This is a genomic window from Streptomyces sp. NPDC104761 (assembly GCF_055583445.1).
This window is the reverse complement of sequence record NZ_JBVJNZ010000010.1, coordinates 248,226-273,365: the sequence shown is the minus strand read 5'-3', so window position 1 is coordinate 273,365 and position 25,140 is coordinate 248,226. Positions and strand designations below refer to the sequence as shown.

17 protein-coding genes and 1 pseudogene are annotated in these 25,140 nt (G+C 68.5%); 7 read left to right on the top strand and 11 right to left on the bottom strand.

Annotation, left to right across the window (positions count from 1 at the left end):
• Positions 1–166: 166 nt before the first annotated feature.
• The 6 genes and pseudogenes from ACZ63F_RS27020 to ACZ63F_RS26995 all read right to left on the bottom strand — a co-directional run bounded on the left by ACZ63F_RS27020 (position 167) and on the right by ACZ63F_RS26995 (position 7,207).
• Positions 167–565, bottom strand: coding sequence for a type II toxin-antitoxin system VapC family toxin (locus ACZ63F_RS27020; protein WP_469714388.1), 399 nt, complete (start codon positions 563–565; stop codon positions 167–169).
• A complete protein-coding gene (locus tag ACZ63F_RS27015) occupies positions 562–843 on the bottom strand; it encodes a hypothetical protein (protein ID WP_469714386.1) in 282 nt (93 codons plus the stop codon). Before ACZ63F_RS27015 ends, ACZ63F_RS27020 begins: the two co-directional genes overlap by 4 nt.
• Before the next feature lie 1,120 nt (positions 844–1,963).
• Positions 1,964–3,580: a methionine--tRNA ligase gene (gene metG / locus ACZ63F_RS27010; RefSeq protein ID WP_469714384.1), complete on the bottom strand. Its 1,617-nt coding sequence runs from the start codon at positions 3,578–3,580 to the stop codon at positions 1,964–1,966.
• On the bottom strand, positions 3,552–3,860 hold the full coding sequence (locus tag ACZ63F_RS27005; RefSeq protein WP_469714560.1) for a hypothetical protein: 309 nt from the start codon (positions 3,858–3,860) through the stop codon (positions 3,552–3,554). Before ACZ63F_RS27005 ends, metG begins: the two co-directional genes overlap by 29 nt.
• 2,055 nt (positions 3,861–5,915) lie before the next feature.
• Positions 5,916–6,029 (bottom strand): annotated as a pseudogene (locus ACZ63F_RS27000) (IS701 family transposase); the annotation flags it as partial.
• 131 nt (positions 6,030–6,160) lie between these two features.
• On the bottom strand, positions 6,161–7,207 hold the full coding sequence (locus ACZ63F_RS26995) for an MraY family glycosyltransferase (RefSeq protein WP_469714382.1): 1,047 nt from the start codon (positions 7,205–7,207) through the stop codon (positions 6,161–6,163).
• A 337-nt stretch (positions 7,208–7,544) separates the two neighbouring features.
• On the opposite strand from ACZ63F_RS26995, the gene ACZ63F_RS26990 reads away from it, so the two are divergent.
• Entirely contained in the window at positions 7,545–8,837 is a 1,293-nt protein-coding gene (locus tag ACZ63F_RS26990) for a nucleotide sugar dehydrogenase (protein ID WP_469714381.1), read from the top strand.
• Between the two features lie 254 nt (positions 8,838–9,091).
• Here the strand turns inward: ACZ63F_RS26990 and ACZ63F_RS26985 are convergent, their stop codons facing one another.
• The gene (locus tag ACZ63F_RS26985; RefSeq protein WP_469714379.1) at positions 9,092–9,643 is read right to left on the bottom strand and encodes a hypothetical protein; all 552 of its coding nucleotides are present in this window, start codon (positions 9,641–9,643) and stop codon (positions 9,092–9,094) included.
• Positions 9,644–10,062: 419 nt separating this feature from the next.
• Between ACZ63F_RS26985 and rfbA the strand changes: the two genes are divergently transcribed.
• The 4 genes from rfbA to rfbD all read left to right on the top strand — a co-directional run bounded on the left by rfbA (position 10,063) and on the right by rfbD (position 15,644).
• Positions 10,063–11,016, top strand: coding sequence for a glucose-1-phosphate thymidylyltransferase RfbA (gene rfbA, locus ACZ63F_RS26980; protein ID WP_469714378.1), 954 nt, complete (start codon positions 10,063–10,065; stop codon positions 11,014–11,016).
• 659 nt (positions 11,017–11,675) lie between these two features.
• On the top strand, positions 11,676–13,538 hold the full coding sequence (locus ACZ63F_RS26975; protein ID WP_469714377.1) for a collagen-like domain-containing protein: 1,863 nt from the start codon (positions 11,676–11,678) through the stop codon (positions 13,536–13,538).
• A 217-nt stretch (positions 13,539–13,755) separates the two neighbouring features.
• Positions 13,756–14,730, top strand: coding sequence for a dTDP-glucose 4,6-dehydratase (gene rfbB, locus ACZ63F_RS26970; RefSeq protein WP_469714375.1), 975 nt, complete (start codon positions 13,756–13,758; stop codon positions 14,728–14,730).
• On the top strand, positions 14,727–15,644 hold the full coding sequence (gene rfbD / locus ACZ63F_RS26965) for a dTDP-4-dehydrorhamnose reductase (protein ID WP_469714373.1): 918 nt from the start codon (positions 14,727–14,729) through the stop codon (positions 15,642–15,644). The genes rfbB and rfbD overlap by 4 nt, the downstream gene beginning before the upstream one ends.
• An 84-nt stretch (positions 15,645–15,728) precedes the next feature.
• On the opposite strand, the gene ACZ63F_RS26960 is transcribed toward rfbD, so the two are convergent.
• The 3 genes from ACZ63F_RS26960 to ACZ63F_RS26950 all read right to left on the bottom strand — a co-directional run bounded on the left by ACZ63F_RS26960 (position 15,729) and on the right by ACZ63F_RS26950 (position 20,658).
• Positions 15,729–17,003 (bottom strand): glycosyltransferase, encoded by a 1,275-nt coding sequence (locus ACZ63F_RS26960; protein WP_469714372.1) that lies wholly within the window; start codon positions 17,001–17,003, stop codon positions 15,729–15,731.
• On the bottom strand, positions 17,000–17,506 hold the full coding sequence (locus ACZ63F_RS26955; protein WP_469714370.1) for a tetratricopeptide repeat protein: 507 nt from the start codon (positions 17,504–17,506) through the stop codon (positions 17,000–17,002). The genes ACZ63F_RS26960 and ACZ63F_RS26955 overlap by 4 nt, the downstream gene beginning before the upstream one ends.
• Before the next feature lie 659 nt (positions 17,507–18,165).
• A complete protein-coding gene (locus ACZ63F_RS26950; RefSeq protein ID WP_469714369.1) occupies positions 18,166–20,658 on the bottom strand; it encodes a helicase associated domain-containing protein in 2,493 nt (830 codons plus the stop codon).
• 831 nt (positions 20,659–21,489) lie between these two features.
• Between ACZ63F_RS26950 and ACZ63F_RS26945 the strand changes: the two genes are divergently transcribed.
• Both ACZ63F_RS26945 and ACZ63F_RS26940 read left to right on the top strand, forming a co-directional pair.
• A complete protein-coding gene (locus ACZ63F_RS26945; RefSeq protein WP_469714367.1) occupies positions 21,490–21,843 on the top strand; it encodes a hypothetical protein in 354 nt (117 codons plus the stop codon).
• A 133-nt stretch (positions 21,844–21,976) separates the two neighbouring features.
• The gene (locus tag ACZ63F_RS26940) at positions 21,977–24,307 is read left to right on the top strand and encodes a heavy metal translocating P-type ATPase (protein WP_469714365.1); all 2,331 of its coding nucleotides are present in this window, start codon (positions 21,977–21,979) and stop codon (positions 24,305–24,307) included.
• Positions 24,308–24,455: 148 nt separating this feature from the next.
• Here the strand turns inward: ACZ63F_RS26940 and ACZ63F_RS26935 are convergent, their stop codons facing one another.
• On the bottom strand, positions 24,456–25,094 hold the full coding sequence (locus tag ACZ63F_RS26935; RefSeq protein WP_469714363.1) for a hypothetical protein: 639 nt from the start codon (positions 25,092–25,094) through the stop codon (positions 24,456–24,458).
• Positions 25,095–25,140 lie beyond the last annotated feature (46 nt).

Below are 25,140 nucleotides of genomic sequence, written 5' to 3'. Positions count from 1 at the left end.
AGTGCTCCGGTGCCGGCTCCGTTGTCACGGGCCAGCCGTCGCATAAACGGCCCGGACAGCTCAAAGTGCATCTGCGAGCCCGTTGCGTGCCCGGTCCGACGAGACGCAGCGGGGACTCACGGGGAACAGCGGCTGCCCGTGAGGCACGGCGAGACGGCGCCTCGGTTCAGACCTTTTCCACGCTCACGCGTGGATGCTCCGCGGTGAGCTGCCCGACGTCTTCTGCATCGGACGTCAGGATCGTCACCCGGCCGGGATGCTGCAGGGCGGTCGCGCACAGCATGGCGTCGATTGCGTACTTGTGGCCGTGCAGCCCCGCTCCACGCAGCAAAGCGGCAGCGGATTGGGCGACGGCCTGGGTCACCGGCTCGACACTCAGGCGGGACAGGGTCCACTTCAGTGCGGCTTCGTTGATCTTCGGGTGGATCACCTCGACCAGTACCGCTGCAGAGGTGATCACGGGCAGGTCCGCGTCACGAGCCGCCGTCAGCCACTCGTGGATGTCCCGATCACGCTGTACGGCCTTCGCCAGGCCCTCGCTGTCCAGGACCAGGGCACCGCTCACGCGGCCGCTCCGGCATTTGAAGCGCCGCCGGTCAACCGGGCACGCTTCACTGCCACGGCCTCGGGGTCGGCAGGGCCATGCACCCTGTCGAAGTCCGCGATCAGCTCGTCCAGGTTGTCCCGCTCGATCTGCCGCTGGGCGGCCTTCTCCAGGTACGCCGAGACGCCCCGCTTGCCGACCCGCTCACGGATCGCCTGCAGGGTTCCGGCGGTCAGCGTGACGGAGATGCCGCTGGTGGGGCCGTCGCCGGGCAGGAAGTCAACGTCGTCATCAGTCACACCCCCAGTATGCCATTGAAAATGGCATACTGGCCAAGCAGGCCGCAAGGCTCTCGCCAGATGACAGAGCAAGCTGGTGCCGGGGGTTTGCGGGTGCTATACAGCCGCAACACCCCCTCGGCAGCCGACATCCCGCACCGGGCGGACCGCGCTCGGCTGTCCCCTCGGTTGCGCCGGTCTCCTCCTTGTGGGATTCCGGGCCCAGCGTGCCGTAAGAGCGGAAGACCGCGGTCAAATGGGTCGAATCATACCAAGACCGGCAAACGCTGCCAGAATCCGGCGATGATCGGCTACTCCCGCTGCCAGTTGCACCAAGGCGAGTGGACTCCGCCGCAGCGGAAGAAGACCAAGAAGTGCTGACCCGGGATCTGGTTGCCGGCCCCGAACCAGTGACTTCGGCCCGGGAGCGCATGGCGGCGGTGCGGCGGAACTTGATCAGCCATCCGGACTGGGCTGACTGATCAGTCGCGTCGATCGCGGGTCTGTCACCGAAAAAAGCCGCGGACATTCGGCGGGACCTGTTCAGCGGGACCGCAGCAGGTAGCGAACGAGTGGGGCGAGACGACCATGCCCGCCCGCTTGCCCCCTCACAGGGGCGGACGCCGGTAGCCGAACTCCTCCTGCAGAACCCCGCCGCCTCGCTGCGGCAGATAGCGAAGGAGGCCGGTGTCTCTCCCACCACCGTCGCCGACGTGCGGGGCCGTATGGCGCGCGGCGAGAGCCCGACCTTGGAGGAGAGGCCTCCCTCGCGGCAACGACGGCCCGCGCGCAGGACCTCCGCGGCCGATCCGCCGCCGTGCACCGTCCCGTCCCGGTCACGGAGTTCGGGGACATTCTGGACACGCTACGGCGAGACCCTTCCCTCGGTCTGAGCGACGCCGGGCGATCCATTCTCCGTCTCCTCGATGCCAGTGCCGCGTTCGCCAGGAACAGGGAGAGCATCGCGGCCAGCCTGCTCCCGCACTGCATGCACGCCATGGCGACCCTCGCAGAGGGCTACGCGCGCAGCTGGGAACTCATGGCGGAGCAACTCCGTGACCTCGACGGCGGTCTATGAGGGCACGGACGGTCCTGGCACGTGGGTGTCCGCCGCCGCACGACGGCGGACACCCGCCCGGTCTCACCCCCGTGCGGGGTCCCCCAGACGGGGGAAAAGGGCCGCGCCCTTGGTGACCACGGATCCGGCGGGCAGTCTGCCCCAGGTGCCGGCCTCCTGGACCTTCTGGTCCGCGACGAGTCCCAGGGACGCCTCGGCGCCCAGGGACTCCCAGAGCTCCTGCGAGGTGTCCGGCATGATCGGGTTCAGGAGCACCGCGATCGCGCGGAGCGACTCCGCAGCCGTGTACAGGATCGTCGCCAGGCGGGCCCGGCCCTCCTCGGAGGTGTCCTTGGCGACCGTCCACGGTGCTTGCTCGGTGATGTAGCCGTTCACCTGCTTGACGAAGGCGAAGATCGCCAGGATGCCGCCCTGGAAATCCAGCTCGTCACCGATCCTCCGGTCGGACTCCGCGACCGCCTTGCGCAAGCCGTCCTGGAGCGCCTTCTCCGCGTCGCCCGCCGCTGTCGCCGCCGGCAGGGAGCCGCCGAAGTACTTGCCGACCATGGCCGCCACCCGGGACGCGAGGTTGCCGTAGTCGTTCGCCAACTCGCTCGTGTAGCGGGCCGAGAAGTCCTCCCAGGAGAACGAGCCGTCCTGGCCGAAGGCGATGGCGCGCAGAAAGTACCAGCGGTACGCGTCCACGCCGAAGTGCGAGGTCAGGTCCTGGGGCTTGATGCCCGTCAGGTTCGACTTGCTCATCTTCTCGCCGCCGACCATCAGCCAGCCGTTGGCCGCGATCCTGCCCGGCAACGGCAGGCCGTTCGCCATCAGCATCGCGGGCCAGATGATCGCGTGGAATCGCAGGATGTCCTTGCCGACCAGGTGGACGTCGGCCGGGAAGGTCGACTCGAACTTCTCCGGGTTCTCGTTGTAGCCGACCGCCGTGGCGTAGTTCAGCAGCGCGTCGACCCAGACGTAGATCACGTGTTTGTCGTCCCACGGGATCGGGATGCCCCAGTCGAACGTCGAGCGGGAGATCGACAGGTCCTGCAGACCCTGGCGGACGAAGTTCACGACCTCGTGGCGCGCGGACTCCGGCTGGATGAAGCCGGGGTTGGCCTCGTAGTGGGCGAGCAGCTTGTCGCCATACGCGCTCAGTCGGAAGAAATAGTTCTCCTCCTTGAGGAGCTCCACCGGCTTCTTGTGGATCGCGCACACCTTCTGGCCCGTGTAGGCGCCCTCGCCGTCGATCAGGTCCCCGGGGAGCTTGTACTCCTCGCAGCCCACGCAGTAGGGACCCTCGTACCCGGCTTGGTAGATCTCCCCCTTCTCGTGGAGGTCCTGCACGAATTCCTGCACGCGGTCCGTGTGCCGCTTCTGCGTGGTGCGGATGAAATCGTCGTTCGAGATCTTCAGGTGCTCCCAGAGGGGTTTCCAGGAGCCGTCGACGAGCCGGTCGCACCACTCCTGCGGAGAGACACCGTTCGCGTCCGCGGTGCGCATGATCTTCTGACCGTGCTCGTCCGTGCCGGTGAGGTACCACACCTGCTCGCCGCGCTGGCGGTGCCAGCGGGCCAGTACGTCGCCTGCGACCGTGGTGTAGGCGTGACCCAGGTGAGGAGCATCGTTCACGTAGTAAATGGGGGTGGTGACGTAGAACGCCTTCTCCCTACCGGACTCGGATCCGTTGAGCTTCATGGCGTGCGAGCCTAGTCGTGCCGCTCCCTGCCTGCTCCGTCGAACTGCCTTGAGCAGGGACGTCCTTGGACAGGGGTACGGTCTTGACGACCATACGATCCGTCGCTGCCCGTACGGCGTTCAGCGCCTCGTCGGCGGTGGCCGCGGCAGCCGAGGCGAAGGCCACCCGGTTGAAGGAGTTGCGCGGCTCCCGGACCTCGTCCCCCGCGGCGACGAAGATGAAGGCCTCCAGCACGCCGTCGACCGTGAGGGCCTCCTCGGCGCCGGCCACCTCCGCGATCTCGCCGGTCCTTCCCCGTCACCCAGCCCGGCACCAGGGCCACGCCGAATTCCTCGGCTCTTTTGACGACCTCCTGGACGATACCTTCGCTCTCGGGGGCCACGGCGAGAGCGGGAGTGTGTCGCCGCATGAGCGGCCGTGCGGTTTCCAGAGCGATGCCTGCGTCGTCGTCGAAGGAGGCGGCCGGCCTGGCGATCGGCGCGCTGCCGAGCTGTGGACGTGTCTGATCATCGCCGTCCACGCTGCCTCGCCGAGGACCTTCGTTCGTCGCCCCACAGCTCGCCGGACCTGCCGGCTCAGAAGGCCGGCAGCGTCCAGGGACGCGTGGGACAGGCCATTCCAAAACCTATCCGCACCCAAGATGATGCATCCAGCGGTGGCGCCTCCCGCCCTGGCGCGGCAGGGCGGCGACTGATGGCGGCACGGCGACCCTGCGGTCCGTGCGGCGGTCACTGTCTCGTCGCCACAGCAGGCAACAGCCAACGGAGGTCGCCGCTCCTCCTTGGCTTTGGCTCTTCGGGGTCGGCCGCGCACCGACGTTTCCCCACGGAAAGTGATCCGATCGTCCTTGCCGGAGGGTGGGAGACCTAGTACCAGCTTCGGGCCAGGTCTCGGAGCCTCTGGGCGCGCTGGGCTCTGTCGAACAGCCGTTCTTCTCTACGAGAGAAGCCGATGACAGCACGTTCCGTACTGATAAGGCGCAGCACCAGGTGGGCCAACATTCGAGTCTGCAACCGAGAAAACACCCGAGGGGGCACACTCGTCCGCGTGACGAAAATTTGGCGCGAATGCAGAATCCTTATCTCTTTGCGAGCGTCTGGGATTTGCCGAAGGGCGGGCAGTGCGATGTCATCCACCGCTTTCAGTCCTACCGCGGCAACGCCGGCGGAGAGATTCGGATATTCCTTCTCCAGTCTCCGTCTCTCCATCCAGTCCCCGTCAAGGACGTGGTGCAGATATGACATGGCCACCATACGTGCGTAGGGTGACTCCTGGGTGATCCTCACGGAATGTCATGTTACACACGTCGCGGCGCTCACCTGTGCATCTTCGGAGAAGTCAATTGGTTGCGCGATCTGGTGTTTCCTGTCGGTGGAGGCCCGCAGTCTGGATGTCGGAAATCCATATGACAGGGGGAAAGGAATGGAGTGAACAGCGGCTGCAGTACTAGGAGGGGCGGGCGTGACTGGCGTGGGATCGGATGAGGTCCGGGTCGGAGGGCGGCTGAACGGCGGGCTTCTGTGATTTGATCCCACCCGGGTCGATATGAATGACGTGAGCGTATCCGGTCGCGTCGAATTTCTGGTACGTGCGACGGTAGTGCGCGTTGTTGTGGGCGTCGACGGTCGAATCCGCGTCGCCCTTCACCTCTTGCGCCACGAGACCCGTGTGCAGCTTGTCCGAGTAGTCCGGGTTGAAGATGACCACCACGTCGCCTGGCTGAGCCTGGGTGGGATCGTCGCCGACGTCCGCGCCGAGGTCGTAGTCCATGATGAAGTCGTAGAGGCTTCGGTAGCCGATGACGTCCGAGATCAGCAGGAGATCGTATTCCTTTCCGTTCGGCGCCTTGTAGTGATAGTAGGAATCCTGAGGATCATCCGGCTTCAGTCCGGGAACGAGGCCGCCCGCGGCAAGGGAGCGAGCGACGAACTCGGCGCACTCGAAATCGGGCTGAGCCTGGCCGTCCTTCACCCGTGGGGTGCTGTCGTCCCATGTGCTCCAGTTCCAGTGGGCGTCCGCGTACTGGACGGCCGTCTTGCGCCAGTCGTCGGAAGTGGGGGCGGCTCTCTGTGTTTTCTGGTGCGCGGCCGGAACCGCTTGCGCGAGACCGGCGTTCATCCCCAGAAGCGCAACTCCCAGGGTGACGGCGGGGAACGGACGCAGGGATTTCCTCAGGACGGACATGGAGAGCGCCTCTCGGTAGTTCCAGGTGTCGCGCGCGGTCGTGCACGCGTGTGGCGGCGCGCTGCCGCGCCTCGGGACGATCTTGTCCGCGGGGCAACCCTTTGCCAGGGGTCTGGATCGAAAACTCACTCGGTAGGCCGAAGGAAATCCCCTCCGCGCACTCTCGATCCAGTCGGCCTGGTTCAGCAGCCGCTGCATGCCGTCCGGGCACAGCTCGCCGGCCTCCTCGGCCGGCGTCCGGCCCTTCTAGCGTTCCAAGGGCGCGGTGCGAGCAGTTGGAAAGGTGGATCGGCGGAATCTGAGTGCCGCCAGGGGGTGGCCCCATTTCGGCGATGCCCGCAGAAGGGTCCACTGCGGGCACGCCCCGCCCCCTGGCGGCGTTCGGCGCACCTGCGTCACCGCGGTGCTGTCGGGATCCCCCGGTCCGGGACAAGGTGGGGCGGTGCCTCGCCAGGGACTCTCCTGAACGGGGCGCAATGAGCGGCCGGATCACTCTGTGACGGCGTCCGGGAGCTCCAAGGGCGCTTCAAAGCGCGAGGCGGAACGAGCCGCTCACTCCTGCGGAGCCCCGATCGGTGCCGCGTGCGCGGTGACGTTCGCGCTGTAGCAGGGATCTTGAGCAACAACTGGAGGGCGATGACACTCGCCGCGGAAGCGGCCAGGAGCGAGACGCCGGGAGCGAGCAACCCGGATGTCACCAGCATCGAGGAGAGGCAGCCGACCACGGCGGCGAGGGTCAGGGTCCGGACTGCTTGCCGCACCGTCATGCCCGTGCGCTGCAACCTGTGGGCGATCTGGGCGGCGGCGCCTTGCAGCAAGAGCTTCGACTTCCTACGGCGGGAGAGCACGACCAGCGCGGTGTCCAACGTCGGGACCAGCGTGGCGAGCACAAGACTGACGGGTCCGGAGAGGCCTGCGGCGTCATCGTGGAGCACCACCATCGCGGACGCCAGCGTGAAGCCGAGGAAGAGCGAGCCCGCGTCGCCGAGAAAGATCCGCGCCGGATGCCTGTGGTGGAAGAGGAAGCCGAGGCAGGCTCCAGCCAGCGCGGCCATCACCACCCCCAGGCTCTCGTAACCGCCGGCTGGTGCGGTCAGGCACAGGGATCCGCCGATGATGACGCACAGGGAGGAGGCCGCACCGTCCAGGGTGTCCAGCAGGTTGAACGCATTCGTCACGAAGACTGTCCACACGATGGCGAGGACAGCGTCCAGTGCTCCACCGAAGACGGTCGGGTGTCCTCCCGTCAGCACTACTACCGCGGCCGTCGATGTCTCGACGCTCAGCCGGACCCCCGGGCCCAGCAGGCGGAGGTCGTCGATGAGCCCGAGGACGCACACGACGGCCGCACCACCGAGCAGCACCGCGAGAGCCGGGTCGAAGGCACCGAAGGCGAAGGCGGTCGCCCCACTTGCGGCAAGGGTGGCGGTAGCGACGGCCACACCACCGAGGTAGGGCGTTGGACGGGTGTGTGTTCCGCCAGTGACCAGATTCTTCGAACCATGATCCATGTATGGTCTCACTCCGGTGCGGGCGATAAGGATTCGGTGCCTCGGGCAAGCACTCGACGGTCATCGAGACAATGTTCACCTATGCGGGTTTCGGATCAAATCGAAACTCCGTCAGCCGATGTTTACTCATTCGGACGCGTCACGCCGGCGGTTACGGAATTGGGGTGATGCTGGCGGGAAACCCGCACCAAGGTTGCTGACCGCCGCCACTTTGGTGCATAACTGTCCCCTGGCATATGACCGTGGGGTCCTCGGGAACGAAGTGGGTGTGGTGAAGGTGCGGCAGAACAGTGATGCCGAAGTCAGGCCCAGTCTGATTGTCGTAGGTATGGGATACGTAGGTCTTCCCCTGGCCATTCGTGGGGTTGAAGCAGGTTATTCCGTCCTCGGCCTCGACACCGATGAGCTGCGGATCAAGCGTCTTAATGCCTGCGACTCCTACGTTGAAGGCATCGACAGCGCACGCCTCACGGCGGCGATGAAAAGCGGCTACCTTCGTGCCACCAGCGATTTTTGTCGGGTCGACGGTTTTGACGTGTGCGCCATCACGGTGCCCACCCCGCTGCGGGACGGGGTGCCGGATCTGAGTTTCGTGGAGTGTGCCGGGCGGAACATCGCCCCCCACATCACCCGGGGTGCCACGGTCGTTCTGGAGTCCATGACGTATCCGGGGACAACAGAGAGTCTGCTGCGCCCGCTGCTGGAGGTGGGCAGCGGACTGCAGGCAGGCGATGACTTCCACCTCGGCTACAGTCCCGAGCGCATCGACCCGGGGAACCCGGACTGGCACCTGGAGAACACGCCCAAGGTGATCTCCGGTATCGACGCCGAGTCGCTGCGAAGCGTCGAGCGCTTCTACGGCCGTATCGTGGAGCGAACCGTCTGCGTGAGCTCCTGTCGAACAGCGGAGCTGACCAAACTGCTTGAGAACACCTTCCGACATGTCAACATCGCGTTGGTCAACGAGATGGCTGTGGTTTCCCGGCAGTTGGGGGCCGACATCTGGGAGGCCGTCGAAGCAGCCAGCACGAAACCGTTCGGGTTCATGCCCTTCAGCCCCGGGCCGGGCGTGGGCGGACACTGCCTTCCTGTTGACCCGTCCTACCTGTCGTGGCAAGCGAAGAGCCTGCTGAAACAGGACCTCCGATTCATCACGCTGGCCAATGAGATCAACGACCACATGCCTGCCCGTGTAGTGGAGCGGATCATCCGCGGGCTGAATGATCGCGGTAAACCGGTCAATGGCTCGCGCATCCTGCAACTCGGCCTGGCCTACAAGAAGAACACCGGTGACATCCGCGAGTCGCCGGCCCTCGTTCTTGCCCACTCACTCCTGGATCTCGGCGCCCGGTTGTTCGTGGCGGAATCGCACACCGATTCACGCCTCGTTCCCCCGGAGATCACCCAGGTCGAACTCACCGAGGAGGAGATCAGGGCGGCCGACGTGGTCGTGGTGGCCACCGATCACGACGACTTCGACTACGCGCTCGTCGCGGAAGCGGGGGCATACGTCTTCGATGCCCGCAACCGTTGCCGGGACGGGCGCGTCGAGGTCCTCTGACCGCATCCGTACCGGTGGGGCAGGGCGGCCATCGGTCTTCTCGAGCTGGTGCGCCGTCGGCCGGCGGGTGCCGGTGAACACCGCCGTGAGCTGATGGGCGCGTTTGGTCTGGTCGGCCGGTAGGTCACGCGCCGCTGGTCGCTGACCAGGCCGGGCAGGCGCCGGCGCCCCGGACTTCGTGCGGCGGGACTTCACCGCGATGCCATGAGTGTGCCGACCCCGGGGCGGAAGGACCGGGGCCGGCACACGGAGTGCTATCGCACCGGAGTCCCCGGAAGCTCAGTGAAGCCTGAGCCGCAGCTGGTCCCCAGGTTCGACGCGCTGAACGGAGTCGCGGTGATGGCGCACACAGCCTCGTAGATCGCGCCCTTGTCGGTCTCCACGTTGAGGAAGAGCTTGTTGGGGTTGAGCGCACCGCTGTCGGTAACGGACACGGCGGCGTCGATCACACACTTCGGGGCGTTGGGGACGACATCGATGTCTGCCCATACTCCCGGGTTGCGGCTGTCGTTGAGGAGGGCCTCCCCCTTGCCGTTCGTCACCAGGCGGAACTCGGTGTTCGCGAAGGTCCCGTTCGCCACGATGTCCGTGTCGAAACCACGCTCGTCCTCGCGACAGCGCGTACTGACCTCACCCTTCTTGTGGCCGTTCTGGTTCGCCAACTTCCCGGACACGAGTCCGGGAGTGGAGTAGTGGGCTCCCGCTGCCGCGTGCGCGGCGCTCTGGGCGACCGCGGGCGAGGCGAAGAGTGCCCCGGCGGCGACCGCTCCGGTCACTGCGTAGAGGCCTCTGAAACCGTACTTCATTCGTGTGTCTCCATTCTCTGAGGGCGTGCGACGCCGGCCCGGCAGCCCCCCAGGAAGTTCTGCCAAGCACAGGCTGCACACTCGGACAGGGCTGATCATTGCCAGGGCAGTCGGCCGGTAATTCGTAATATGTCAGGGTTATCCACTTTCGGGGGCGCGGGATTGCCCTGAGTGGATCAAGCGACTGCCCCAGCCGCACCGGGTGAGGCCACCACACGTCGGGGCCCACGTGGGTCCGCGGCCTGGCGCCGGGTGTGTTCTCGGTGGCTGCCGTACGCGAGTTCCTGCGGGAGGTGGTCTACTCCCTGGGTGCCGAAGGGGTCGCGGCGTTGGTGAGGGGGAAGCCCTTCGATGTTGCCGGTACGCGCCACGCGTGGAATAAAAGGGGCATCTGCCGACAGTTCGCCTATGGTGATGCCGTGCGCGGAATTCTGCTGGCCGGAGGTACCGGCTCGAGGCTGTGGCCGCTGACCCGTTCGGTGTCGAAACAACTCCTGCCGGTCTTCGACAAACCGATGGTCTACTACCCGCTCTCCACACTGCTGATGGCCGGCATTCGGGAGATCCTGATCGTCACCACCCCGCAAGACCAGGATCAGTTTCGCCGGTTGCTCGGCGACGGCGGCCAGCTGGGCCTGCGGCTGGAATACGTGGCGCAGGAGTGCCCGAAGGGCATCGCCCATGCGCTCGTCCTCGGAGCCGACTTCATCGGCGGCGAGTCGGTCGCTCTGATCCTGGGCGACAACATCTTCCACGGCACCGGACTGGGCACACAGCTGTCGTGCTACGGCGACCTGAAGGGCGGCAGAGTGTTCGCCTACCAGGTCGCCAACCCCTCGGCCTACGGTGTCGTGGAGTTCGACGAGCAGGGGCGGGTGCTGTCCGTCGAGGAGAAACCGGCCCGGCCGAAGTCGCGGTACGCCGTGCCCGGCCTGTACTTCTACGACAACCGGGGCGTGGAATTCGCGCAGGACCTCAGGCCCAGCGCCAGGGGCGAGTTGGAGATCACCGACCTCAACCGTGTCTATCTGGAGTCCGGGGAACTGCGCGTCACCCGGCTCGACCGGGGCACCGCCTGGCTGGACACCGGGACCTTCGCCTCCATGGTCGAGGCGTCGGAGTTCGTCCGGGTGATCGAGCAGCGCCAGGGCTACAAGGTCGGCTGTGTCGAGGAGGCGGCCTGGCGGGCCGGACTGATCGACGACGAGCGGCTTCGGGAGCTGGCCCAGCCGCTGCTCGCGAGCGGATACGGCCATTACCTGCTGGGTCTGCTGGAGGATTCCCGGTATCTCGTCGTACCCCCACGGGGCAGCGTGGACACCGGACCGCGCGGCGAGGAAATGCTGCGCGCCGGTCCGGGAGTTCTTGCGTGACGGCGTTCCTCTCTGTTTTGTGTGACCGCTGGGAGTAGAAGGGGCCTGGGTCGTACGGCCGCGGCATTCACTTCCTCAGTGGTACTCTCCGCGATATTCACTAGGACGTCCTGGTCGATATCCGTATCGGTTCCCTGACTTTCGGGAAATGGGAGGCGAATCGGCCGGGCGGCACCAAGCACCACTGTGGGTGCTTCCCGGAGTGACCGGGTCACGCCTTCATTGCGATGGGAGCCAACTCCGCAGTCGTTTCTCCGCGTTCGAAAGGGTATGCGCCGCAGCGGGAGCTCGGTCCGCTCGTCCTGGCGCCGGCCATGCCGGAGGAGGGCGAATGGCGGGACCTGCCGCTCTTCGTTCGAGGTCGGCATGCGTATCGCAGAAGTCCCGCGGTCACCGGTTCGTGTCGAGCCGGAATTTCTGACGCCCTGCACAATTCGATTCGTTGCCGCCACCCGGGTGATATTGGACTATGTCGGGGCCCATTCCCGATTATTTCACCGCCGGAAGTGAATAATGGCACAGTCGATGGCCGCCGTCTGGTGAGCGCGCACGGTGCGTGCGTATACGGCATGGCCGCTTCCCAAGTTTCACGAGGAAGGTTCTCAGTGAGCCGTAGAACAATGCGGATTTCGCGCGTGAAATCCGCAACTCTGGTTTCGGTGGGCGCGCTCGCAGTCGTGCTCAATATCGCTCCGAGCGCCGCGGCCATCGCCGATGCGATCCACCGCTCCGGCACGAGCAGCAGCGTGGGGCTGCCCGGCCCGAACGGTGCCGTGGGCGCCGAGCACGGCAAGGGGCAGGTGAAGGCGAGCAAGAGCGACCCGCACGGTGACCGTGGGCCGCAGGGGCCGCGTGGCGACAGGGGCCCGCAGGGCCCGCAGGGTTTCCAGGGCGTCCCGGGTGCTCAGGGGCCGCAGGGCGTCAAGGGGGACAAGGGAGACAAGGGGGACAAGGGAGACACCGGTACTCAGGGCCCGCAGGGTTTCCAGGGTTTCCAGGGTGACACGGGTGTCCAGGGCGCCCAGGGTTCTCAAGGCGGGCCTGGTACTCAGGGCGTGCAGGGTTTCCAGGGTGACCCCGGCGTCCAGGGTTCTCAGGGTGACACTGGCGTCCAGGGCTCGCAGGGCAACACCGGCGCCACCGGTGCGACCGGTGCGACTGGTCCCATGGGCCCGCAGGGTGCCACGGGGTCGACCGGCCTGACGGGGGCCACCGGTCCGCAGGGCTCGCAGGGCGACACCGGTGTCCAGGGTCCGCGGGGCTTCCAGGGTTTCCAGGGTGACACGGGTGTCCAGGGCTCTCAGGGCTTCCAGGGCAACACCGGGGCCACCGGCCCCCAGGGTGACACCGGCGCCACCGGTGCCACGGGTGCGACTGGTCCCATGGGCCCGCAGGGTGCCACGGGGTCGACCGGCCTGACGGGTGCCACCGGTCCGCAGGGCTCGCAGGGTGCCACCGGCGTTCAGGGTGCGCAGGGCTTCCAGGGTGACACTGGGGCCACAGGCGCTCAGGGTGTCCAGGGTGACACCGGTGCTCAGGGCGCACAGGGCTTCCAGGGTGACACCGGTGCCCAAGGCGCGCAGGGCTTCCAAGGCGACACCGGTGCTCAGGGCTTCCAGGGTTTCCAGGGTGACACCGGGGCGCAGGGCGCGCAGGGCTTCCAGGGCGACACCGGTGCCCAAGGTGCGCAGGGCTTCCAGGGTTTCCAGGGTGACACCGGGGCGCAGGGTCCGCAGGGCTTCCAGGGCTTCCAGGGCTTCCAGGGTGACACCGGGGCGCAGGGCGCGCAGGGCTTCCAGGGTTTCCAGGGTGACACCGGGGCGCAGGGTCCGCAGGGCTTCCAGGGCTTCCAGGGCTTCCAGGGTGACACCGGTGCGCAGGGCGCGCAGGGTTTCCAGGGGGAGACCGGGGCCACAGGTGCGCAGGGCTTCCAGGGTGACACCGGTGCCCAAGGTGCGCAGGGCTTCCAGGGTGACACCGGTGCCCAAGGTGCGCAGGGCTTCCAGGGCTTCCAGGGCTCCCAGGGTGACACCGGTGCGCAGGGCGCGCAGGGCTTCCAGGGTGACACCGGGGCGCAGGGTCCGCAGGGCTTCCAGGGCACCACTGGCGCCACTGGTGCCACGGGTGCGACAGGTCCCACCGGTCCGCAGGGTGCCACGGGATCGACCGGCCTCACCGGCGCCACCGGCCCGCAGGGTTCTCAGGGTGCCACCGGCACCACCGGTGCCACCGGTCCCTCGGGCCCGCAGGGTGCCACCGGCGCCACCGGTTCACAGGGCGCTCAGGGTACGCAAGGTGCCCAGGGAGCGGTCAGCACCACCGTCGTGACCGGAGCCCAGGGAGCACAGTCGACCGCCACCTGCCCCGCCGGCCAGTCGGCTCTCGGCGGTGGATATCAGGACCCCACGGCCGGCGCCGCCGCGAGCCAGAGCGCCCCGATCGGCGGCTCCCCCGCCACGGGGTGGCAGGCCACCAGCAACGACGGCTCGACGCTCACGGCGTACGTGATCTGCAGTCCGTGACCACCGCAAGGTGAGCGGCGGTACACGCAGTACGACCGCCCACCCCGGTTCGGACGAGCTCCGGTGCCCCAAGGCTTCGGCCGCGGGGCACCGGAGCGTTTCGCTCCCGTCTCCGGCGCCGCCCCGCACGCGACGCCGAGTCCTACGACACCGACCTCAGCCGGTCCGGCTTGCCAGGAATGCGGCGCACGCCGGCCAGCAGGAAAGACAGAGAGCCATGCGCATCCTTGTGACCGGCGGCGCCGGATTCATCGGTTCCGAGTACGTCCGCCGACGACTGAAGTCCGAGCCGCGGACACGGATCACCGTCCTCGACAAGCTCACGTACTCAGGGGTCGAGGCCAACCTGGCGCCCGTGGGTGAGTACCCGGGTTTCACTTTCGTCCAGGGCGACATCTGTGACCCGGACGTGGTCGACCAGGTGATGGCAGCCCAGGACGCGGTGGTCCATTTCGCCGCCGAGTCGCACGTGGATCGGTCCATCGACGGCGCCGGTCCGTTCGTCCGTACGAACGTGATGGGCACCCAGGTGCTCCTGGACGCGGCCCACCGCCACCGCGTCGGCCGCTTCCTCCACGTCTCCACCGACGAGGTGTACGGCTCGATCGGCGAGGGCTCCTGGCCCGAAACGTGGCCGCTTGCGCCGAACTCCCCCTACTCCGCCTCGAAGGCCGGCTCCGACCTGCTGGCGCTCGCTTACCACCGTACCCACGGCCTGGACGTCGTCGTCACCCGGTGCACCAACAACTACGGGCCCTACCAGTTCCCCGAGAAGATCATCCCGCTCTTCATCACCAACCTGCTCGACGGGAAGCCGGTCCCCCTGTACGGCGACGGTCGCAACATCCGCGACTGGCTGCACGTAACCGACCACTGCCGGGGCATCGACCTGGTCCTGCAGGGCGGCAGGGCGGGCGATGTCTATCACATCGGCGGCGGCACCGAGCTGAGCAACCACAAGCTCACCGGTCTGCTGCTGGACGCGGTCGGCGCAGGCTGGGACCGGGTCGAGCAGGTGGCCGACCGTAAGGGCCACGACCTGCGCTACTCGCTGGACGACGGCAAGATCCGCGAAGAGCTCGGGTACGAGCCGCAGGTGGACTTCGCCGCGGGCCTGGCCGCCACGGTCTCCTGGTACCGCGAAAACCGCTCCTGGTGGGCACCGCTCAAGGAGAGGGCGGGGCTGCGGTGAGCACCGGATGGCTGGTGACCGGCGCCCGCGGGCTCCTCGGGCAGGACGTGCTGGCCGAACTCGCCACCCGTCAGGACGCCGTGGTGACGGGACTGGGCCGTGCCGAGCTGGACATCACCGACCCGGCCGCCGTCCGCGCGGCCGTCACGGGCCACCGTGTGGTCGTCAACTGCGCCGCCTGGACGGACGTCGACGGCGCCGAGCGGTCCGAGGCGGCGGCCACGGCCGTGAACGGCACGGGAGTCCGCAACCTGGCACGGGCCTGCGCGCACAGCGGTGCGCTCCTGCTGCACGTCTCCACCGACTACGTGTTCCCGGGCGACAGTCGTGAGCCTTGCCCGGAGGACGCGCCGACAGGTCCTGTCAACGCCTACGGGCGCAGCAAGCTGGCGGGGGAGCGGGCCGTCGCCGAACTGCTGCCGCGTACCGGCTATGTCGTGCGCACCGCCTGGCTCTACGGCGCGTACGGCCGCAACTTCGTGGCCACCGTGCTCGAACTCGCCGCCCGGCGCGAGACCCTGGACGTGGTGGCCGACCAGCGCGGCCAGCCCACCTGGACCCGCGCGCTCGCCCGGCAGCTGGCCGCGCTCGGCCGTGCGGCCCTGGCCGGGCGGGCGCCGGCGGGCATCTACCACGGCACGGCGAGCGGCCACACCACGTGGTACGGCCTGGCGCGGGAGACCTTCCACCTCGCGGGCCTCGACCCCGCACGGATCCGCCCGGTCGGCTCGGAGAGGTTCCCGCGCCAGGCCGCCCGCCCGGCGTCCGGCGTCCTGGGCCACGGCAACTGGGCCCGATACGGCCTCGCCCCCCTCCCGCGATGGCACGACCAGCTGACCGCGGCTCTCGCCGAGCACCCCTTCGCTGCTCTGGCCGAAGCCGCGCGCAGGAACGGTCCACGGTCGCCGGCCTGACCGACGAGCGACTGCCCCGGACGGAAAGAAAGGCGCCCTGCGGGAGATGACCGTCAGCAGGGCGCCTTTCCGCATGTGCCGGCGCTAGACCAGCAGCGGTCCTCCGCACCGCGCGGCGCCGTCCTTCATCGCGATGAGGTTGGCGACGACATAGGAGATGTTGTTCCGGGAGTGCCACTCGGTCGGGAAGTAGGTGACCAGACGTGACGCCTGGAACCTGGCCTCGATCTCGGGCACGAAGGTGCGGTACTGGTTGTCCGTGTAGTACCAGAACGAGTTCTCGTTGTAGTAGGCGACGTGGGTCGGATCCTGGTACGCGCCGCGGCCGTCGGAGCTGGGCGTCATGGTGAGGAGCATGCCGCCGGGTGCCAGCAGCCGGTACAGCTCGTTGATCAGCGGCACCTTCGCCGGTACGTGTTCCAGGAAGTCCACCGCCCGCAGCAGACCGACCGAGTTGTCGGGCAGGTCGAGCTTTCCGGGCAGGGTCGCGACGATGTCGACGCCCTTACCGGGGTACTGGTCCACGCCGAGGTAGCCGGGCGGCTTGCGGTGCGCCGCGCCGAGGTCCAGTGCGAGCAGTTCACGCCGGTGTGTCCAGGCCAGCGCGTTGGCCTCGATGTACTTGTCGTACAGGGCGACCGTCTCGCGCTGGATGTGTGCGTTGATCTCCGGGTCGCGCTGGGTGTTCGCGGGGTGCATCCGCTGCAGGTACAGACAGCGGGCGATGCGGTGGAAGTCCCCGAGGTGGAACAGTCGGCACATCAGGTCCTGGTCGTCCAGCACCGTACGTGTGGCGTCGTACCCGCCGGCCTTCTCGTAGCTTTCCCTGCGGAATGCCCGCACGTGGTTCGGCGCGTACCAGATGTAGGAGACGTTGTGCGGCGTCGGATCCATGGAGAGCGCCTGGAGCAGCTTGCGCCCGTCGACGCGGACGTCCTCGTACTTCCAGCCGTGCGCCTCGTTGAAGCGGGTGTCGTCCCGCTTGCCGTCCTCGGTGATCTGTGCGGTGTTGCTGTACACGAGGACGGCCTCGGGATGCGCGTCGAACGCCTTGGCCAGTTCCGCCAGGCATGCCTTCGCCAGGAGGTCGTCGTGGTCGAGCTCGACGAGGATGTCGCCGCGTGCCAGTTCGCAGGCCCTGCGCTTCGCCGCCCCGACGCCGCGGATGCCGTCCGCGATCTCGATCCGCACCCGTTCGTCGTCCCGCTCGGGCCGCCACCGGGCGCCGTTGTTGAGCAGGACGATCCACTCCCAGTCCCGACAGGTCTGCGCTTGAAGGGACTTGAGGCACTCGTCGAGGAAGCGGGGCCGGTGGCTGGGGGTGAAGACGGAGAACCTGGGCGTTGCGGTCGATGTCATCCGTTGGCACCTGCCTGACTCGATGTCGGAGTGGGGGTTACGTCGTCCTGGAACTGCTCCGGGACCTGGGAGTACAGCGAGGGGTCGGCCGCGACGGCACTGCGGAACTCGTCCTCGGCCTCGTCGTCGTGGTTCTTCCGGGTCAGGATCCAGCCCAGCTGGAGGTGGGCCGTGGCGGCCCGGGGACTGGCGGCGATGGCGCGCTTGAGGAGTCTGACGGCCTGGTCGGTGTCGCTCGCCTTCAGCAGGACCGCCTCGTTGTAGAGGGCCGAGGCGTACTTCGGGTCGATCTTCAGCGCCTTGTCGTAGGCGGCACGAGCCTCGACCGTCCTGCCGTCCCGTTGCGCGAGGACCCCCAGGTTGTACCAGGCCAGCTTGTTGCCAGGTTCGAGCTCCAGCACCCGCTGATAGGTTCTGACCGCGCCCTGGAAGTCCTGGTACTTCTCCTGCAGCAGGGCGGCCTGGAAGAGCGTATCGGCATCCTGAGTTCGATTGTTCGCCACATCGGATCCGGATTCAGGTGCTGTTGCGGAATGGGAATGAACCGCCCAAATGGTCACCCCAGCCGCAACCGTCGCCGCACTGAAAATCCCCGCCCACAATCGCCTGCGTTTCATTTTTTCACATCTCATGGAAATAGTGAGGATCAAGGATGTGGCTGATCCCGGGCGGCCGGTCGGCACCGAAATGACCGCGGCGGTGCCGACGGTGCCGGAGTCCGAACCACCGTCATTTCCGTCAACGTTACGATTTCCTTGTGAGGGTGCGGCTGTTCGGCGGGCAATTGCGGTGTGCAGTCCACCCGAATGCAGGCATCAAAGCCCGGCGCGGCGAAGGGGCTGAGCGGAGAGTCGGAACGCGACTGTGGGGGCGCGCATACGTCGACCGTGCCGCGCCTGCTGCGTACGCTCAACGCCCACGGGCTCGTGTAGCGGCAGTCCGGCCAGTGGTATCGGCTCGGCGCCCGCCTGTTTGCTTCGCCCGGTAGGCGACCGTAGAAAGCGCTTCACGTGGAGCGTCGACCGGCCCGACAGAGGCAAGCTCTGGCGGGTTCCTCGGCACAGATTGCCCGGTGGCGAAGAGTTTCCTTACCCCGCCACCCGACGCTGCGCTGGGATGTGGGCGGCGGGCCTCACGGATCATCCATGGACGCTGAATCCGGCTACCACTTCATTCCGAGTTCGTCGAGGTCGGCGCGTCGCTGCGCACTCAGCGTCGTGGCGCGACGGCGCATGTTGCTGATGAACGCACCCAGTTTCACGAGGTCGCCCTCGACATCCTCGATGTGCTTGCGCGGCACGGTCAGGTGCCCCTGGCGGGCGCGGAACTGCCGGGCGGCAGCGATGTTCCGCGCCCACGCGGCGCTCTGCGAGCGACCCGTGGACCGCTTTTTCTCGCCCGCCGGTTCCAGACCAAGTGCGCTGCCCAGCAGCCATTGCTGGGCGGGGAGAAGTTTGTCCCAACCGTGCCGCTGCGCGGCTGCCCAGGCTCCCAGATCCTCTCCCCGGACGATGACTTGGCCGGCGGGCGCCGACAGCGTTCCGCCGGCCTTCACGTGGGCATGGGCGAGGCGGAAGCAGCGTTGCCAGCCGATGTCCCAGGAGGGGCACCATCCTGGATCGATCGCATCCAGGGCCGCCAGTCGGTCCTGTGGCAGTTCCCCGGCGTAAGAGACGGTCTCACCTGCTGCGCGTCGTTCGGCGTTCTCCCGTGCCTTGCGGGCGGCGGCGCGCTGGTTCTTGACCCATGTCCCGATCGGGTAGCCCTTCCACACCGCGGAGGTCGGCGGGAGCAGCATCCCACCGGCCGCGGCCGCGTATGCGCGGGCCACGGCCAGGCCCTCTTCCCACGCGGTGTCGTGCACCGACCACACCATGCCCAGCGCCTGGAGTTCGGCCACACGCTCCGGCTGCAGCGTCCCGGCCGCATAGTAGCGGCGCTGATCTGCGACCCACACCCCCAAGGGGTGGTTGCCGATACCCTGCCAGTATTTGGGTGTGACAAAGGTGTAGGGCACGCGCAGTTCGGGGCTGCCGGTCTCACGCCGCCACCGCGTGGCGGCTTCGATGCCGCGCCGCCAGTAGGTGCCCTCGGAGTCGATGACCCGCAACCTCACGAACTGGGCGATGGCTGCCGGATCGCGTTCCTCCATGAACCGCAGCACTCCAGCCGCTCGCTCGCTCACCCGCGCGGAGTCCTCCTCGTTCTGCCTTTCGCCCACGACGTCCTCGGGCAACCGCCCACCGTCACCATCCGGTTCAACTTGCAAGCGAGCGTCGCGGATGTTGGGGTTGGCGAGCGCTTCGATCGTGTCCGTGTCGTGGGCCCGCAGAGCTCCGAGGACCTTTGCAAGTGTGCCGTAGGCGTCCGAGGTGAGCAGTTGATTCGCGTCCTCGCCTGGCTCCAGGAACACCGGCACGATGAGCGTCGCGAGTTTTCCGGAACCTGGCTGCATGCGTAGTGCTCGTCCGACCATCTGTACGATATCGATCATGCTGCCGCGCGCGTCGGCGAAGAGCACCGCGTCGCATTCGGCGGTATCGACTCCTTCCCCGAGAACTCGAACCGAGCTCAACACCCGCAAAGCAGCGGGCGTTTCACGCCCCGCAAAGCCGGTTCCTCCGAGGAAATCCGAGGCGAATTCATCCAGCACCTGGCGGCGATGGCCGGCCGGATGCTCGCCGTACAACCAGTCCGCCCACACCCGCTCGGCGGGTGGGAAGGTGTCCGGGGCGTCGTCGGCGAGCCGGGCCGCGATCGCCGGCATGCCGGCCGCCATCGCCTCCGCCTCCCCGATCCGGCTGTGGAACGAGAGCACCCGTCGGAAACGCTCCTCAACGGCCGCGCGCATCAGCCCTGTCTGCACAGCCGCCAGCCGCGCACCGCGTACGGCAGCGGAGCCGGTCTCCTCGCTCGTCAGCGCGGCGTGCAGTTCGGGATCGCGGATGTCCAGGCACAGCACTTGATACGGCGCCACCAGCCCCAGCCGGATCGCCTCGGACAACCGCAGTTTGTAGGCCACCGGCCCGAACACGGGGGAGTCCTCGTCCATGCTGGCCATCAGCCGGTACGTCTTGCCCTCTGCCTCCCAGATGCGCGCCGTCGCGGTCATGTACAACCTGCGCACCGACGGGATCTGCTTCTGATCGTGCACAGCCGCCCACGGCTTCCCGGCATCACCACTCGTCCGGTGCGCCTCGTCCACGATCATCAGGTCCCACATCGGCAGGCCGCTCTCGTGCGCCCGCTGCAGGAGGCGGAGACCCACGGCCGCGTATGTGGCGAACACCGTCACCGACTCCAGATCCCGCGTCCAGGCCACGAGTTCTTCCGGATTGGTCGTGCAGGGCACGCCATCGCTGTCTTCAGGCCGCAGCGAGCAAACCCCCACCATCGGGCCCTCGCGCCCGCCCCGGCGCCATGCACGGGCCATCTGGGTCAGCAGGTCGAGGGTGGGCACCAGGACCAGGACCCGGCGAGCCGAAAGCCGGTTCGCGGACTCCACGCCGATCAGCGTCTTACCGGAGCCGGTGGCGGCGATCACCTGCGTTCTCAGTCCCTCCGGCGGGATTCGACCACCCGGAGCAACGGAAAGATTCCGGAGGATCCCATCGCTCGCCTCAACCTGATGCGGACGCAACTCAATCCGTGACATGTACCCTCCAGCCCGCCGTCTGCAACGGGATTTAGCCCCCGGCGGTCCCGAGTTTTCAGCCGCACCACTCCCTTCTTTTTGGGCAGGCTTTGCAGCAGGAGCGGGCGTCCGACTAAAATCTCAGAATCGTTCCGGCACTTCAAACTTGACACACAGTTTTGATCTCGTGATCACTTTGTTACAAGTGCAAATGGGTGGTGCCGTCGCGGGCTGACGGCCTGTGGGGCGGAGTCTGGTCCGTGACGGCGCCGACCCAATGTCTGGGTCCAGGATGGGTCGAGACCCTTGGCGCCCGAGGACCTGCGGCATGCCACTGCTCAGTGACGAGCCATGCTGGAAGTGGAGTTGAGAAATGGCGCGGTCGGAACTGTCAGGCGTCGGCGCGACCGGCCGCGGCCGCGCTCGACGCCTGGTCCGAGCTGGTGTGTGATCACGCGGTCGGCGGCGTGCGGTGCGAAGTGGGTGCCCAGGACGAGGGTTTCGGTGTCGGGCGAGTGCCTGCGCGTGGCCCTGCTGCACGAGGCCGCCCTGGTCACCGACGAGGCCGTGCCCGGTCTGGACGAGGCCGCCATCCTGCATCGAACTGCTGCAGACCCCCGCCGTGATCCACGACGACATCATCCGACGCCCCGTACGCCGTGCCAGCCCCTCCCTCTACTACGACTACCGCCGCGAGTTACCCGACCGGCCCGAAACCGCGCTCGCCCTCGCCTGCCGCCTCGTCCTGGCGACTGCGGGCGGGGTGTGGCAGGCCGGCCGCTCCCGCGACCAGGCCACCGCGATCGTCACCGCTCCCCAGCACCAGCGCCTCCAGCACCTCCGCCAACACCCGTGCGGGCGGACACGGACGCGAGCACCGCCACCCCGGCCGCGGTCACCGCGGAACGCGCCGACACCTTCCACACCCAGGTGACCTCGGACCAGACCACCACCACAGCGACCATCGTCGCCACCAGCACGGACACCTGCCTCGGTGCGCCGCCCCATCCGGCACACCTGGACCACCGCCACCGCCACCGGCCTCCCTGCCGGCACCGGAACCTGCCCGAACTGATCGACCTCGCCGAATGGGCCTGCCCCGTCCTGAAGGGCCGAGCGGTGCCCCGGTCAGTTGCGCTCTCCCGCACGCCGGGCCGTCGCCGCCTGCCCCGCCTTGCGGTGCACACCGACCGGGGCCGGCCATGAGCAGCACGCGCGGGCACCGTCCGCATGGCCCTGAATCAGGGCCGGACGACCCCTGCCGTGGGCACCCAGCGGTGCATTCCGATGGAGAAGAACCGGTTTCGGGATCGCCGCGCCGGACGGACCGAGGTACGCCATGATCCACCGCACGTGCACAGCGCAGCTGCGCCGCCTGGCCTCGGCGACCGGGTCGCCACGGCTCGAACCCGTCCTCCTGGCCGTCACCGCGGCGGCGCTGACGGCCGGCGGCATCGCCTGGCTCACGGGAGCAGGCGACCTCGCCGATCTCTTCTGGGGGCTGGGCACCCTCTCCGCCGTCGTCCCCGCCGTGGCATGGGTGCTCGTCGCACTGCGGCACGGGCACGCGGGCGTGGACCTCATCGCCGTGCTCGCGCTCGGCGGCACCCTGGCCGTCCACGAATACCTCGCCGGCGCGCTGATCGCGCTGATGCTGGCCACCGGCCGCACCCTGGAAGCCGCCGCCCAGCGGCGCGCCTCCCACGACCTGCGGGCCCTGCTGGAGCACGCACCGCGCTCCGCGCGCCGCCGCACCGACGCCGGTGTGGCCTCGGTGCCGCTGGCCGAGGTCGCCGTCGGCGACCTGCTCGTCGTCGGCCCCGGCGAGGTGGTCCCCGTCGACGGCCGGGTGGAGAGCGACGCCGCCGTGCTCGACGAGTCGGTTCTCACCGGTGAGGCCCTACAGGTCGAGCGGGGCCGCGACGAGACGGTGCGCAGCGGCGTGGTCAACGCCGGCGGCGCTTTCGAACTGCGCGCCGCGGCCACCGAGCAGGACAGCACCTATGCCGGGATCGTACGACTGGCCCGGCAGGCGGGCGCCGAGTCCGCGCCCGTCGTACGGCTGGCCGACCGGTACGCGGCCTGGTTCCTGCCGCTGTCCCTGGCGGTGGCGGGCCTGGCCTGGCTGATCAGCGGGTCCGCGGTACGGGCGGTCGCCGTCCTGGTGGTCGCCACCCCCTGCCCTCTGCTGCTGGCCGCCCCGGTCGCCATCGTCTCCGGCCTCTCGCGCGCCTCCCGTCTCGGCGTCGTCATCCGCGACGGCGGCGCGCTGGAGAACCTCGGCCGGGCCCGCACCCTCCTGCTGGACAAGACCGGTACCCTCACCCGCGGCCGCCCCCGCGTCCTCGACGTGATTGCCGCGCCCGAAGTCAAAGCCGCCGAAGTGCTGCGCCTCGCTGCCTCCCTCGACCAGTACTCGCCGCACGTCCTCGCCCAGGCCATCGTCGACACCGCCCGCGAACGCGGACTGGCGCTCTCGGTCCCGACGGACGTCACCGAGGAGCCCGGCCGGGGTGCCACCGGAAACGTGGAGGGGCACCAGGTCTCCGTAGGCCGTATGGGCGCGGCGACCGCCCGGCCGGGCTGGGCGAACGCGGTCGACAACCGCGCGCTCCTCGACGGTGCGGCCGTCGCCTGGCTCACCGTGGACGGACAGCCGGCCGGTGCCGTCCTGCTGCGCGACCCTCTCCGCCACGACGCGCCCCGCACCCTGCGCCACCTGCGAGCGGCGGGCATCGAACGGCTGCTGATGCTCACCGGCGACCGCGCCGCACCCGCCCATGAGGTCGCCGCCGTCCTCGGCCTGGACGACGTGCGCGCCGAACTCGGTCCGGCCGACAAGGTCGCCGCCGTACGCGCCGAACGCGAACGTGCGGTCACCGTCATGGTCGGCGACGGCGTCAACGACGCCCCCGCCCTCGCCGCCGCCGACATAGGCGTCGCCATGGGCGCACGCGGGTCCACAGCCTCCTCCGAAGCCGCCGACATCGTCCTGACCACCGACCGCGTCGACCGCCTCGCCGACGCCGTCACCATCGCCCAGCGGGCCCGCCACATCGCCGTACAGAGCGCCCTCGGCGGCATGCTGATGTCCCTGGCCGCCATGGCCGCAGCCGCGGCCGGGCTCCTTCCGCCCGCCGCCGGCGCCCTGCTCCAAGAGGGCATCGATGCCGCTGTCATCCTCAACGCCCTGCGCGCGCTGCGCGTCGGCCGAGCCGCGCACCCGGCCCTCACCCCCGCTGCCGAAGCCCTCATCCACCGCTTCGCCGCCGAGCACGACGACCTCCAGGACGTCCTGCAATCCGTACGCGATGCGGCCGACCGCCTCTCCGACAGCTCCGGCCCGACGGCCCTGGCCGCACTGGAGGAGACCCACCGTCTGCTCACCGAACGGCTACTGCCGCACGAGTACGCAGAGGAGCACGAGCTCTACCCCGCCCTCGCCCCCACCCTCGGCGGCCCCGAGGCCACCGCCACCATGAGTCGCGCCCACACCGAGATCGAACGCCTCTCCCGCCGCATCGCAACCCACCTGCAACTGGCACAAGCGGACGGGGGCCTCTCCGCCGGGCAACTCGACGACCTCCGCTCCTGCCTCTACGGCCTCAACACCGTCCTGCGCCTGCACTTCACCCAGGAGGAGGAGAACTATTTCTCCCTCGCTCCGTGAACGACCCCAAGAGGCGGGTGGGGAGGCCGAGGAGCGCGACCCCCCGCACAGACTCTGACGACTGAACCGCGTCGACGAAAAGCACCTGGCGCAAGACCCGGTTCGTCCGCACATCGATTCCCGACCGGGCAGGGAAGAAGCGTTGGCCCTATCCGGTCCAGCCGGAGACCAGGTGGACTCCTGCGAGCGCGACGGCGAGGCCCGCGCCGAGCGACAGCGCCAGCAGCGACCAGCGTCCGGCCCGCAGGGGAGCGGGAGCCCCATGACGTGCCGGGCGGCGCCGCAGATCGGCGCCGATGAGGCGCGGCAGCCGCCACAGGTAGGCGAGGACGTGCACGGCCGTCACCGCGATCCAGCAGACGAAGGCGGCTTTGTGCAGCAGGAGTACCGGGACCGGGCCGGTGTCGGGTCCGAGCAGGGCCAGTGCCACTCCGGTGCCGAGGACGGCGACGCTCGTGACGACGACGAGGGGTCCGAGCGCCCGCAGCAGCGGTGCGGGCGGTCCCTTGCGGCGGTACGCGGGCGAGCCCGTGTAGTAGCGGTAGAACCGGTAGCCGGTCGAGCCGATCTTCAGACAGACCGGGCCGGTCAGCAGTAGCCCGACGAAGAAGTGCAGGGTGAGGAGTTGCCCGAGGAAGAGGATGGTGACGCCCTCGACGGCGAACAGGACCAGGAGGACCGCGCCGGTCGCCGCGGTCAGCCGCTCGTTGCCCTCGGGGCCGCCGGACGCCGTGCCGGGCGTCTCGAACGTGCTGTGCGCCGGTGTCCGGTCGCCGGTCACGGTCACTTGTCCGTCCTCCTGGTGATCCCGCTGATCAGGCCCCGCCCGGCCC

Coding starts and splice junctions, on each gene's coding strand:
- ACZ63F_RS26950 (WP_469714369.1), bottom strand. CDS start 20,658: ATGTCACGGATTGAGTTGCGTCCGCATCAGGTTGAGGCGAGCGATGGG.
- rfbB (WP_469714375.1), top strand. CDS start 13,756: ATGCGCATCCTTGTGACCGGCGGCGCCGGATTCATCGGTTCCGAGTAC.
- ACZ63F_RS26960 (WP_469714372.1), bottom strand. CDS start 17,003: ATGACATCGACCGCAACGCCCAGGTTCTCCGTCTTCACCCCCAGCCAC.
- metG (WP_469714384.1), bottom strand. CDS start 3,580: ATGAAGCTCAACGGATCCGAGTCCGGTAGGGAGAAGGCGTTCTACGTC.
- ACZ63F_RS26985 (WP_469714379.1), bottom strand. CDS start 9,643: ATGAAGTACGGTTTCAGAGGCCTCTACGCAGTGACCGGAGCGGTCGCC.
- ACZ63F_RS26940 (WP_469714365.1), top strand. CDS start 21,977: ATGATCCACCGCACGTGCACAGCGCAGCTGCGCCGCCTGGCCTCGGCG.